The sequence below is a fragment of the Streptomyces sp. NPDC017246 genome (genome assembly GCF_044331325.1).
Lineage (GTDB): Bacteria > Actinomycetota > Actinomycetes > Streptomycetales > Streptomycetaceae > Streptomyces.
Genome location: NZ_JBIRMW010000012.1, coordinates 193,485 through 205,790, shown reverse-complemented (window position 1 = coordinate 205,790; position 12,306 = coordinate 193,485). Strand labels below are relative to the sequence as shown.

Below are 12,306 nucleotides of genomic sequence, written 5' to 3'. Positions count from 1 at the left end.
ATCTCGAACGTCGTTCGCGAAGCGCTTCACCGAGAACGGAGCCGCCGTCATGGCCTCAGCTGTGACCCCACCGCCCCAAGCCGTCACGGCACGGGGGCGCCGCCGCACGGGAGCGACCCCCCGCCGACTGCCGTATCTGCTGATCGCCCCCGCCGGACTGCTGATGCTGGGCTTCATCGCCTACCCGGTGCTCAGCGTCTTCTACTACAGCCTCCAGCACTACAACCCCACGAAGCCGTGGCGGAACGGCTTCGCCGGCCTGGACAACTTCACCCGGATCTTCACGGACGACCCGCGGTTCTGGGGGACGCTGACCTTCAGCCTCAAGTGGGTCTTCGTCGAGGTGACGCTCCAGCTCCTCTTCGGTCTCGCGCTCGCCCTCATCGTGAACCAGACCTTCGTCGGGCGGGCCCTGGGCCGGGCCCTGGTCTTCTCCCCGTGGGCCGTCTCCGGCGTCCTCACCTCCGCGATCTGGGTGCTGCTCTACAACTCCCAGACCGGCATCAGCCGTTATCTGGCGGACATGGGGCTCGGCACGTACGGCACGTCCTGGCTCTCCGACACCTCGACCGTGTTCCCCGCGGCGATCATCGCCGACCTCTGGCGCGGAGTGCCCTTCTTCGCCATCCTCATCCTGGCCGACCTCCAGTCCGTACCGAAGGACCTGTACGAGGCGGCCGAGGTCGACGGGGCGGGCCGGGTCCGGCAGTTCCTCCACATCACCCTGCCCCACATCCGGGACGCGATCGTCCTGTCCACGCTGCTGCGCGCGGTCTGGGAGTTCAACAACGTCGACCTGCTGTACACGCTGACCGGCGGAGGACCCGCGGGCGAGACGACCACCCTGCCGCTCTACATCGCCCACACCAGCGTCGACGCCCACAACTTCGGATACGCCTCCGCCCTCACCACGGTGGCGTTCGTGATCCTTCTCTTCTGCTCGATGGTCTATCTGCGCCTGAGCAAGTTCGGAGGCGACGGCAAGTGACAGCCGAGTCCACCCTGAGCCCGGCCCCGGCCGACGTGACCCCGCCCCGGGACGCGCGGCCGCCCGACCGGACCCCGCCCGCCGCCGCCCGTGCCAGGCACAGGGCCTGGGACGAGGTGCCCCGCTGGCAGATCTATCTGCCCCTCGGGATCTATCTCCTCTTCACCCTCGTCCCCTTCTACTGGATCCTGCTCTTCGCCGTGCGCCCGGCCGGCTCCACCTCGCTGGTGCCCTGGCCGATGACGACCGCGCACTTCGAGAAGGTGTGGAACGAGCGCAGCTTCGGCGTCTTCTTCCAGAACAGCCTGCTCATCGGCGTCGCCGTGCTCATCAGCACCACCGTCGTCGCCCTGGCCGGCGGATACGCGCTGGCCCGCTTCGACTTCACGATCAAGAAGGGCTTCATGCTGGCCCTGCTCTGCTCGCAGTTCGTACCGGGCGCCCTGCTCCTCGTCCCGCTGTTCCAGATCTTCGCCGAGCTGAAGATGATCAACTCCCTGGGGAGTGTGATCATCGCCGAGACCGTCTTCCAGCTCCCCCTGTCGATGATCCTCATCAGCGGCTTCATCAGGAACGTGCCGTACTCCCTGGAAGAGGCCGCCTGGGTCGACGGCTGCAACCGCTTCTCCGCCTTCCGGATCGTCGTCCTGCCGCTGCTCCGGCCCGGCCTCGTCGCCGTCGGCTCCTTCGCCTTCGTGCACGCCTGGAACCACTTCCTCTTCGCCCTGATGTTCCTCAGCAGCCAGGACAAGCAGACGATCCCGGTCGGTCTCAACACCCTCATGGGCGCCGACAGCGTCGACCTCGGAGCGCTCGCCGCCGGCGGCGTCATCGCCGCCGTGCCCGTCGTCATCGTCTTCGCCTTCATCCAGAAGTGGCTCGTCACCGGGTTCAGCGCCGGGGCGGTGAAGGGATGAACGGGGCCGCCGGCATCAGCACAGCACGCACGGACAGGGAAGACATGAACACCGCACGCACCACCCCGCTGCCGGTCGTCCTCGCCGGCGCGCGCGGCCACGGCCGCAGCCACCTCCTCAACATCCGCCGCCTCGAAGAGCGGGGGCTCGTCCGTCTCGCCGGGGTCTGCGAGCTGCGGCCGCTCGACGCGGACGAGCTCGACGGCATCGGCGACCCGCAGCAGTCCGCCGACCTCGAGGCACTCCTCGCCTCCACCGGCGCCCGGATCGCCGTGCTCAGCACCCCCATCCAGACCCACACCGACATGACGCTCACCGCCGCCCGGCACGGGGCGCACATCCTCCTGGAGAAGCCGCCCGCCCCGTCGTTCGCCGAGTTCCGGAGGATGGCCGACGGGGTCGAGGCGGCCGGGGTGGCCTGCCAGATCGGCTTCCAGTCGCTCGGCTCGCACGCGGTGCCCGCGATCCGCCGGATGGTCGAGGACGGCGCCATCGGCGAACTCCTCGGCGTCGGCGGGGCCGGCGCCTGGGTCCGCGACGAGGCCTACTTCCGGCGCGCCCCCTGGGCGGGCCACCGGCGGCTCGGCGGGGTCGACGTCGTCGACGGGGCGCTCACCAACCCCCTCGCCCACGCCGTCGCCACGGCGCTCGCGCTCTCCGGCTCCACCCGCGCCGAGGACGTCGAGCACATCGAGACCGAACTGCTGCACGCGCACGCCATCGAGTCCGACGACACCTCCGGCGTACGGGTCGTCACCTCGGCCGGCACGCGGGTCACGGTCGCGGCGACACTGTGCGCCGAGAAGGCGTCGGAGCCGTACGTCGTCGTCCACGGCAGCCAGGGCCGGATCACCTTCTGGTACCGGCAGGACCGGGTGCTGGTGCAGCGTGCCGGACACGGCCCGGTGGAGACCGAGTACGGCCGGACCGACCTCCTGGAGAACCTCGTCTCCCATGTCACGGACGGCGTGCCGCTGTGGGTGCCGCCGGCGGCGACCGGCGCGTTCATGCGGGTCGTCGAGGCGGTACGGACGGCTCCCGACCCGCGCGGGATCCCGGCCGCGCACTGGCGCACCGAGCCCGGCGAGAGCGCGCCGCGCCGGGTCGTCGACGGCATCGACGCCCTGGTCGACGCCAGTGCCGACGAGCTCAGGCTGTTCTCCGAACTCGGCGCCCCCTGGGCTCCGTCGACCCGGGCGGAGGCCCGATGAACCCCGAGGCCCCGAAGGTCCTGCGCTGCGCGGGCCGCTCCGTCGCCCGCTACACCACCCGGCCCGATCTGGCCCCGGACCACGCGCCCCGGCCGTATCTGCACCCGGTCACCACCCTGACCGGACGCCCGGTCACCGAGACCGTCCCCGAGGACCACCCGCACCATCTGGGCGCGGGGGTCGCCGTGCCCGACGTCGCGGGCCACAACTTCTGGGGCGGGCGCACCTACGTCCGCGACCTCGGCTCGGTCGAGCTCGACAACCACGGGGTGCAGCGGCACGACGGGTTCAAGCTGTGCGACCCGGACGGCTTCGTGGAGGAGCTGACCTGGACGGCGGGCGGCGAGCGGCTTCTGCGCGAGCACCGGACGGTGGCGGCGACCGCGCTGACCGATGCCGCCTGGGCACTCGACCTCACCTTCTCCCTGACCAATGTGTCCGGTCGGGACCTGTCGATCGGCAGCCCCGCGACGAACGGCCGGCCGGGCGCCGCGTACGGCGGCTTCTTCTGGCGCGCGCCGAAGGAGACGACGGAGCCGATGGTCTTCGGGGCGGGGGCCGACGGCTCGGGCGTGGACGGCGAGGAGGCGGTGCACGGGGTCCGCGCGGACTGGGTGGCGCTCGCCGGCGAGGGCTGGACCCTGGTGTTCGCCGGGGCGACCGCACGGACCCGCGAGGACCCCTGGTTCGTCCGGGCCGCCGAGTACCCGGGGGTCGGCTCCTCGCTCGCCCACGACGAACGTCTCCGGGTGACCGCCGGGGAGACCTTCGTGCGGCGCGTGGTGACCGTCGTCGCCGACGGCCGGCTCGACCGGGACGGCGCCGCGGCGCTGGTCCGCAAGGCGGTGGCGTCGTGAGCTGGGCCGGTGCCGTCACGGCGAACGCGGCGGGTGCGCGCACGCCGACCGGTGACCTCGGCGACGGGACCTACCGCAACCCCGTGCTCGCCGCCGACTGGTCCGACCCGGACGTGGTCCGGGTCGGCGAGGACTACTACCTGACGGCGTCCAGCTTCGGCCGTGCCCCCGGCCTGCCCCTGCTGCACTCCGGGGACCTGGTCAACTGGACGCTGGTCGGCCACGCCCTGGAACGGCTCGAACCGGCCGCCGCGTTCACCGAGCCCCGGCACGACCGCGGAGTGTGGGCGCCCTCGTTCCGGCACCACGACGGACGGTTCTGGATCTTCTGGGGCGACCCCGACCACGGCGTCTTCCAGGTCAACGCCCCGTCCGTGCGCGGCCCGTGGACGGTGCCGCATCTGGTGAAGGCGGGCCGGGGACTGATCGACGCCTGCCCGCTGTGGGACGAGGAGTCGGGCGAGGCGTACCTCGTGCACGGCTGGGCCAAGTCCCGCGCCGGCTTCAACAACCGGCTGACCGGACACCGGATGAGCCCCGACGGCACGAAGGTCCTCGACGAGGGCCGGATCCTCGTCGACGCGGACCGGATCCCGGGCTGGTTCACCCTGGAGGGCCCGAAGCTGTACCGGCACGACGGCTGGTTCTGGATCCTCGCCCCGGCCGGCGGGGTGGCCACCGGCTGGCAGGGCGCGTTCCGGTCGCGGTCGTTCCTCGGCCCGTACGAGGAGCGGATCGTCCTCGCTCAGGGCGACACCGACGTCAACGGCCCCCACCAGGGCGGCTGGGTGCGCACGCAGCGCGGCGAGGACTGGTTCCTGCACTTCCAGCAGTCGGGCGCGCACGGCCGGCTGGTCCATCTGCAGCCGATGCGCTGGGACGCGGACGGCTGGCCCGTGCTCGGTGACGACGGCGCCCCGGTCCGCGTCCACCGCAAGCCGGACCTGCCGGAGCAGCCGCCCGCCCGGCCGGCCGTGGACGACACCTTCCCCGGCGGGCGGTTCGGCCGTCAGTGGCAGTGGACCGCCAACCCGGGCGAGGGCTGGGCCAGCCAGCACGCGGGCGACGGTCTGCGCCTCGACTGTGTGCGGACGGACCGCCTCGACGATCTCCGGCGCGTGCCGCACGTCCTCACGCAGCGGCTGCCCGCAGGGGCCGTGACCGTCGAGGCGGGGCTTCGGCTCGACTCGGCGGCGCCCGGGGCCCGCGCGGGGCTCGTCGTCCTGGGCGACGCCTACGCGTGGATCGGTCTGGAGCGGGCCCCGGACGGGACCGCCCGGCTCGTGCACCGTTTCGCCCCGGCCAACGCCGACCGGGAACGGCACGCGGCGCACGCCCGGCCGGTGGCCGGTGACCGGGTCCTCCTGCGGATCGAGATCACCGCGGACGCGCGCTGCCGCTTCTCGTGCACCACCGACGACACCGCTGACGACCCGGTCCCGCTCGGGCCCGAGTTCGCCGCCACGCCCTGGCGCTGGGTCGGCGCGCTGCTCGGTCTGTTCGCCGGGGCGCCGGAGGGCGCGGGGCACGCCGGGACGGCCGTGTTCTCCGCCTTCCGCGTCACCGCCGCCTAGCGGCATCCCCCCCCCGGGGCGCTCTCCGGCGCCCCGCCCCGAACTCCCCCACATCCCCTCCCCGCAACACCCCGAGAGATCCCGCAACACCCCGAGAGAAGAGAGCCGACGATGACCATCTTCCCCGGCGGACGGCGCAGAGCCGCCCTCGCCCTCGCCCTGTCCGGCGTCCTCGCCCTGTCCGCCACCGCCTGCGGTGACGACGGCAGCGGTACGGGCGGCGACAAGGGCACCGAGGGATCGGGCAAGGGAAAGATCACCTTCTGGGACAACAACGGCGGTGTCCGCACCGACGTCTGGAAGGAGATCATCGCGGACTTCGAGAAGGCGAACCCCGACATCGACGTCGAGTACGTCGGGGTCGCCTCCAAGGAGGTCCAGTCGAAGTACGACACCGCGATCCAGGGCGGTGGGCTGCCGGACGTCGGCGGCGTGGGCGCGGCGATGCTCGCCGGAATCGCCGCGCAGAAGGCGCTGGAGCCGCTCGACGCCCGCGTCGAGGGCAGCTCCCTCAAGGGCAAGCTGAACAACGCCATGGTCAGGAGCGTCACGGCGGCCGGCGGCCAGGACAAGATGTTCACCGTCCCCACCTCCGCCAGCAACGGCGTCCTTTACTACCGCACCGACCTGTTCAAGGCGGCGGGGCTGCCGGAGCCGTCCACCTGGTCGAAGTTCTACGGGGCCGCCGAGAAGCTGACCGACGTCGACAGGAACAAGTTCGGCTACACGATCCGCGGTGGCGCGGGCTCCATCGCGCAGGCTCTGGACGCCATGTACGGCCAGAGCGGCATCACCAGCTTCTGGGACGGCGAGAAGACCACCGTCAACGACCCGAAGAACGTGGCGGCCATGGAGAAGTACGCCGGCCTGTTCAAGAAGACCACCCCGGCCGCGGACGTCAACAACGACTTCACCAAGATGGTCGCCCAGTGGGACAGCGGCGAGATCGGCATGCTGAACCACAACCTGGGCTCCTACCAGGACCATGTGAAGGCGCTCGGCACGGACAAGTTCCGGGGCATCCCCAACCCGACCCTCGACGACGGCACCCGGGTGCAGGTCTCCAACCCGGTCGACGGCCTCGGCCTGTTCTCCACGAGCAAGAACAAGGCCGCCGCCTGGAAGTTCATCGAGTTCGCGGCCTCGCACGCCTCCAACAGCAAGTGGAACAAGTCGGCCGGCGCCATCCCCGCCAACACGGACGCCGCCAAGGACCCGTGGCTCCAGGAGGCCGAGCCGACCAAGCTGGGCGCCGAGGTCCTGTTCAGTGGCGAGGCCACCATCGTCGAGCTGCCGTACTACCTGCCGGACTGGAACACGATCTCCAAGGCCGAGAACGAGTCGGGCTTCCAGAAGGTCCTGCTCGGCACGACCACGGCCAAGGCGTTCCTCGACCACCTGGCCGAGCAGCTGAACACGGCGCAGGCCGAGTGGCTGCAGCAGAAGCAGTGAGCGTAGGCCGCCGCGCGGTGGTCACGGCCGGGGCGGGCCTCACGCTCGCCCTGGCCGGGGCTCCCCCGGCCCGTTCCCAAGGACACCCCCGTATGCGCACCGTCTTCATCGCCGGCGACTCCACGGCCGCCCAGAAGTACGCCGACGCCGCGCCCGAGACCGGCTGGGGCATGGCCCTCCCCTTCTTCCTGCACCGGGGCGTGCGGGTGGCCAACCACGCCGTCAACGGGCGCAGCACCAAGAGCTTCCTCGACGAGGGCCGGCTCGACACCGTCCTGGCGGAGCTCCGCCCCGGCGATCTGCTCCTGATCCAGTTCGGCCACAACGACCAGAAGGTCGCCGACCCGAGCCGGTACACCGAGCCGTGGACCACCTACCAGGACAACCTGCGGGTCTTCGTCGAGGGCGCGCGGTCCCGGGGCGCTCTCCCGGTGCTCGCCACCCCGGTCGAGCGGCGCAGGTTCGACGTCGACGGCACCGCCCTGCGCACCCACGGGGCGTACCCGGCGGCGATGCGGGAGACCGCCCGTGAGTCGGACGTCCCGCTCCTCGACATCGAGGCGCTGTCGCTCGCGCTGTGGCAGCGGCTCGGCCCCGAGGCCACCAAGACGTACTTCAACTGGACCGCGACCGAGCAGGACAACACCCACTTCAACCCGCCCGGGGCGATCGAGGTGGCCCGCCTGGTCGTCTCCGAACTGCTCGCCACCCACGTCCTCGTACCGCGTGAGACGCGTCGCCTGGACGACCAGATACCCACCGGCCTGATCACCTGGCCCACATCCGAGGAGAGCCGACCGTGAACCGACACACGCGACTGGGAGTGGTGGCCGCCACCGCCCTCGCCCTGACCGTCACCGCCCCCGCGGCCGGAGCCCACGCCGCACCGCGCCCCGGCGCCGACCCGGCCCGCGCGACCCTGCCGGCCGGCGACGGCTGGGCGTCCGAGGGGACCGGCACCACCGGCGGGGCCGCGGCCGACGCCTCCCGGGTCTTCACCGTCACCACCTGGGAGGAGTTCCGGGACGCGCTGGCCGTGCCCGGCACCGAGCCCAGGATCGTCAAGGTGGTGGGCACCCTGAACGCCACCGCCGCCGGCTGCGCCGCCTTCGAGGCCCCCGGCTACGACTTCGACCGGTACCTCGCCGACTACGACCCCGCCGTCTGGGGGTACGAGAACGTGGTCAGCGGCCCCCAGGAGGACCTGCGGGCGGCCTCGGCCACCGCCCAGGGCAAGGCCATCAAGGTCAAGGTGCCCTCGAACACCACGATCGTCGGTGTGGGCAAGCGCGCCGGGATCACCGGCGGCAGCCTCCAGGTGCAGGGCGTCGACAACGTCGTGGTCCGTGATCTGACGCTGGAGAGCCCGCTCGACTGCTTCCCGCAGTGGGACCCGACGGACGGCGCGACCGGGGCGTGGAACTCCGAGTACGACAGCCTCGTCGTGTACGGCTCCACCCATGTCTGGATCGACCACAACACCTTCACCGACGGTGCCCACCCGGACAGTTCACTGCCCTCGTACTACGGCGAGGTCTACCAGCAGCACGACGGCGAGCTGGACGTCGTGCGGGGCGCGGACCTCGTCACGATCTCGTGGAACGCCTTCACCGACCACGACAAGACCCTGATGATCGGCAACAGCGACAGCGCGGGCGCCACCGACCGGGGCAAGCTGCGGGTCACCCTCCACCACAACCTCTTCGAGAACGTGGTCGAGCGGGCGCCGCGGGTCCGGTTCGGGCAGGTCGACGCGTACAACAACCACTTCGTCGTGCCGAGTGCGGCCTATGCCTACAGCCTCGGCATCGGCCAGGAGTCCCAGCTCTTCGCGGAGAAGAACGCGTTCACGCTCGCCGAGGGCGTACCGGCCGGGAAGATCCTGAAGAAGTGGAAGGACGCGCCCGTCACCACCGTCGGCAACTACGTGAACGGCAGGCCGGTCGACCTCCTCGCCGTCCACAACACGCAGTTCCCCGAGGAGCTGCTGCGGGCCGACGCGGGCTGGACCCCCGTCCTGCGCACCCGGGTCGACCACCCGAGGGCCGTCCCCGCCCTCGTCGACCACCACGCGGGCGCCGGCCGCTCCTGCTGAGCCCCCGTCCCCTCCAGGAGGATCCCGCATGCCCTCGCCCGGCGCCGCCGCCGTCCCAGGACGCCGCTCCCTGCTCCTGGGCGCCGCCGGAGCCGCGCTCGCCGCGCTGACCCTGCCGGCCGCACCCGCGTCGGCCGCCTCGCCGTCGCGGACCCGGCCCTTCGGCCGGTTCGGTTCGCCCGCCCGGCGGCTCACCGGGCGCACGCTGTACGTGCACGCCGGCGGGCTCGGCGACCACACCACCGTCCAGGCCGCGGTGACCGCCGCCGACGGCACCGGCCGGACCCTGGTGATCGCTCCCGGCACGTACCGGGAGACGGTCGCCGTGAGTGCCGCCCGCACCGACATGACCTGGATCGGCGCGAGCGGCGACCCCCGGGACGTCGTCGTGGTGTACGCCAACGCCGCCGGTACGCCCCGCCCCGAGGGCGGTACGTACGGCACCACCGGATCGGCGACGACCACCGTCCAGGCGGCCGGTTTCACCGCCCACGGCATCACCTTCGCCAACGACTTCCTCCGCACCGACCTCCCGGGGAACCCCGGCACCCAGGCCGTCGCCCTCAAGGTGCAGGGCGACCGGTCGGCCTTCTTCCACTGCCGCTTCCTCGGCCACCAGGACACCCTCTACGCCGACTCCCTGTCCCTGACGGCCTTCGCCCGGCAGTACTTCGCGCATTGTCACGTCGAGGGCGACGTCGACTTCGTCTTCGGCCGGGCCACCGCCGTCTTCGAGCACTGCCACTTCCGGACGCTGCTCCGCCCCGATCTGACGGCGGCGCCGCACGGCTTCGTCTTCGCCCCGTCCACGGCCCGGGAGAACCCGTACGGGTTCCTCGCCGACCGCTGCCGGGTCACCGGCGACGCCCCGGACGGCTTCTACAAGCTGGCCCGGCCCTGGGTGCCCGGCTCCGATCCCACCGCCTGGCCTTCGCTCGTGGTCCGGGACAGCGTCCTCGGCCCGCAGATCGACGCGGTCGCGCCGTACGCGAACATGCGTGACGTGTACCCGTGGCAGGAGCAGCGCTTCGCCGAGTACCGCAACTCCGGCCCGGGCGCGCGGATCACCGTCCCGGAGAACCGCCCCCGGCTCGGTGCCGCCGAAGCCGCGTCCGCGACCAGGGCGACCCGTCTGGGCGACTGGGACCCCCGCCCGCCCTGCCCCTGATCCCCCACGCCCAACGGAACCGGCTCGGTGAGCGTGGGCTCGTCGGTCGTCTCGGCGGGCAACAACCGGGACGGCGGGATCGGTACGCCGGCCTTCCTGTCCACCGATCCGGCGAGCGCGTACGGGGCGCGGAAGGCGGACGGCTCCCTCCCGGGGACGGCGTTCCTGACGACCGGGTCGACGACGATCGGCTCGACGATGAACTGACCGGCTCCCGAACGCCGGGAGGGGAGGGGCTCTCCGGGCCCCTCCCCTCCCGGCGTTCTCCCGTGTCTCAGAGCAGCAGGTCGACGCAGTCGATCGCGGTGCCCGGGCTCAGGAAGCCGGTGCCGGAGGAGCCGCTGACGATGTTCAGCTTGAGCACGTTGTACCGGCCGGGGTCGGTCTGCCAGGCGCTCGCCGGGACGACATGGGTGAAGGTGTGGTTGTTGCCCCGGTAGGAGCCGTTGGTCAGCGACCGGGTCGAGGGCTGGGCGGGCGGCGAGGGGATCGCGGAGACCCAGTCGTTGACGGTCACCTGGGGGCGGCCGTTGAGGAAGGCCGTGGTGACCCCGATGCGCAGGGTGTGCGCGGCGGCGGCCTGGGCGGCGGTGAGCCGGAAGTACACGAGGACGCCGTCGTTGACGTCCTTCCACAGGTAGCAGGGGAACGAGGCGGACACGTCGCCGGCGCCGAGGACGACGTTCCCGGTCCAGGGCGCGGCCCGGACGTCGGCCGGGTGGGCGTAGGTCATGAGGGCGGCGTTCTTGAACGCGCCGGGGGTGCCGTCCCAGTCGCCGATCCGCCAGAGGGCGGGGGCGGTGCTCGGGTCGTTGCTGAGGGTGAGGGTGTGGAGGGCGGTGGTGGCGCCCGCGGTGACGGTCACCGTGCCGGTGTGGACGGCGAGTTCACCCTTGTGGACGGTGAGGGTGTACGTACCGGGAAGCATGCCCCGGCAGGAGAACGCGCCGGTTCCGTCGGTGGCACGGGCCCAGTACTGGGCGTCGGCGTTGGCGAAGCCGACGGTGTACGCGTGGCCCGCGGCCATGCCCTGGAGCCCGACGCCCGCGACCCTTCCGCGGCCGGCGGCGCCGACCCAGCCGGGGATGCCGAGGCCGTCCACCCACGAGGTGTCGTGGTTCGCGGCGGAAAGCGCCGGGTCGGGGGCGCCGCCGTCGGTGAAGGCGAGCAGATAGGGGCCCTGGAGGCCGAAGCGCATGGGTTCGGTCTGGGACTGGTTGTAGTGGAGGATCTCGTAGAGTCCGACGCCGAGTTCGTTGGAGTGGCGGAGCAGGGAGCGGTAGAAGGGCCCGCCGGAGGCCTTCTCGTGGTTGGAGCGGATCATCCAGAGGCCGACGCCGCCGGTGGTGTAGCCGATGTGGTCGTAGTCCATGACGCGGACCCCGGAGTAGTGCTTGGACCGGGTGTGGCCGTCGGCGCGCTGCCAGACGTCCCCGGCCTCGATGACGGTGTCGGCGCCCTCGACCCAGGAGTCGGGTCCCTCGTTGGGGAGGATGCCCGGCTTGAGGCGGGCGATGAAGCGGGTGGCCGTGAAGGAGGTGTCGGCCTTGTCGGTCCACAGGTAGACGTTGTTCCGGCCGGAGCGGGCCGCCAGGTAGTGGCGGAGGGTGCCGTGGACGACGGTGATCAGCACGGTGGAGCCGGTCCGCGCCAGGCTGACGGTGGAGGCGCCGAGGCCGGACTCGACGTGCGAGTGCTTGCCGCCGTACCCCTCGTACTCCTTGCCCTTGTAGACGAGGGAGGTGAGGTCCCCGGTCGACCTGGAGACCTTGAAGACCAGTCCGGCGCCGGTGTCGACGACGTACTGCGTGCCGTCGTCGCTCCAGCCGAACCCGGCGGCCGCGGCGGTGGAGGGCGCGGGTCCGCCGGTGGCGGCCACGGCCGTGCCGGCGACGGCGGCCCCGAGGAGGGTGCGGCGGCGGAGGGGCTGTCCTGTGGTGTCGTACGGGCGCATCGCGTGCGGCTCCTTCGGTGCGGGGGACTCCGGGGCGGCTCCCGGTTGCCCTCAAGTCGCCGCGCGGAGCCGAAGGGTTGCCCCTCGCCG

At 72.2% G+C, this 12,306-nt stretch carries 11 protein-coding genes; 10 read left to right on the top strand and 1 reads right to left on the bottom strand.

Translation table 11 applies throughout. From position 1 onward, the window contains the following. Window positions 1-49: 49 nt before the first annotated feature. The 10 genes from ACH4MY_RS26640 to ACH4MY_RS26595 all read left to right on the top strand — a co-directional run bounded on the left by ACH4MY_RS26640 (window position 50) and on the right by ACH4MY_RS26595 (window position 10,469). The gene (locus tag ACH4MY_RS26640; RefSeq protein ID WP_398006242.1) at window positions 50-988 is read left to right on the top strand and encodes a carbohydrate ABC transporter permease; all 939 of its coding nucleotides are present in this window, start codon (window positions 50-52) and stop codon (window positions 986-988) included. Window positions 989-1,023: 35 nt separating this feature from the next. Then, entirely contained in the window at window positions 1,024-1,905 is an 882-nt protein-coding gene (locus ACH4MY_RS26635; RefSeq protein ID WP_398006313.1) for a carbohydrate ABC transporter permease, read from the top strand. Between the two features lie 44 nt (window positions 1,906-1,949). Further along, window positions 1,950-3,116: a Gfo/Idh/MocA family protein gene (locus ACH4MY_RS26630; protein WP_398006241.1), complete on the top strand. Its 1,167-nt coding sequence runs from the start codon at window positions 1,950-1,952 to the stop codon at window positions 3,114-3,116. Next, entirely contained in the window at window positions 3,113-3,973 is an 861-nt protein-coding gene (locus ACH4MY_RS26625) for a PmoA family protein (protein ID WP_398006240.1), read from the top strand. Before ACH4MY_RS26630 ends, ACH4MY_RS26625 begins: the two co-directional genes overlap by 4 nt. An 83-nt stretch (window positions 3,974-4,056) precedes the next feature. Continuing rightward, window positions 4,057-5,547, top strand: a complete 1,491-nt coding sequence (locus ACH4MY_RS26620) for a family 43 glycosylhydrolase (RefSeq protein ID WP_398006312.1) — start codon at window positions 4,057-4,059, stop codon at window positions 5,545-5,547. A gap of 111 nt (window positions 5,548-5,658) precedes the next feature. Continuing rightward, window positions 5,659-6,999 carry an ABC transporter substrate-binding protein gene (locus tag ACH4MY_RS26615; RefSeq protein ID WP_398006239.1) on the top strand — a complete coding sequence of 447 codons (1,341 nt, stop codon included), beginning with the start codon at window positions 5,659-5,661 and terminating at the stop codon, window positions 6,997-6,999. Further along, a complete protein-coding gene (locus tag ACH4MY_RS26610; protein ID WP_398006238.1) occupies window positions 6,996-7,802 on the top strand; it encodes a rhamnogalacturonan acetylesterase in 807 nt (268 codons plus the stop codon). Before ACH4MY_RS26615 ends, ACH4MY_RS26610 begins: the two co-directional genes overlap by 4 nt. After that, on the top strand, window positions 7,799-9,094 hold the full coding sequence (locus ACH4MY_RS26605) for a polysaccharide lyase family 1 protein (RefSeq protein WP_398006237.1): 1,296 nt from the start codon (window positions 7,799-7,801) through the stop codon (window positions 9,092-9,094). Before ACH4MY_RS26610 ends, ACH4MY_RS26605 begins: the two co-directional genes overlap by 4 nt. A 28-nt stretch (window positions 9,095-9,122) precedes the next feature. Further along, a complete protein-coding gene (locus ACH4MY_RS26600; protein ID WP_398006236.1) occupies window positions 9,123-10,262 on the top strand; it encodes a pectinesterase family protein in 1,140 nt (379 codons plus the stop codon). A 27-nt stretch (window positions 10,263-10,289) separates the two neighbouring features. After that, window positions 10,290-10,469, top strand: a complete 180-nt coding sequence (locus ACH4MY_RS26595; RefSeq protein ID WP_398006235.1) for a hypothetical protein — start codon at window positions 10,290-10,292, stop codon at window positions 10,467-10,469. 67 nt (window positions 10,470-10,536) lie between these two features. On the opposite strand, the gene ACH4MY_RS26590 is transcribed toward ACH4MY_RS26595, so the two are convergent. Continuing rightward, complete coding sequence (locus ACH4MY_RS26590) at window positions 10,537-12,216, bottom strand: rhamnogalacturonan lyase B N-terminal domain-containing protein (RefSeq protein WP_398006234.1); 1,680 nt, start codon at window positions 12,214-12,216, stop codon at window positions 10,537-10,539. Between the last annotated feature and the right edge of the window lie 90 nt (window positions 12,217-12,306).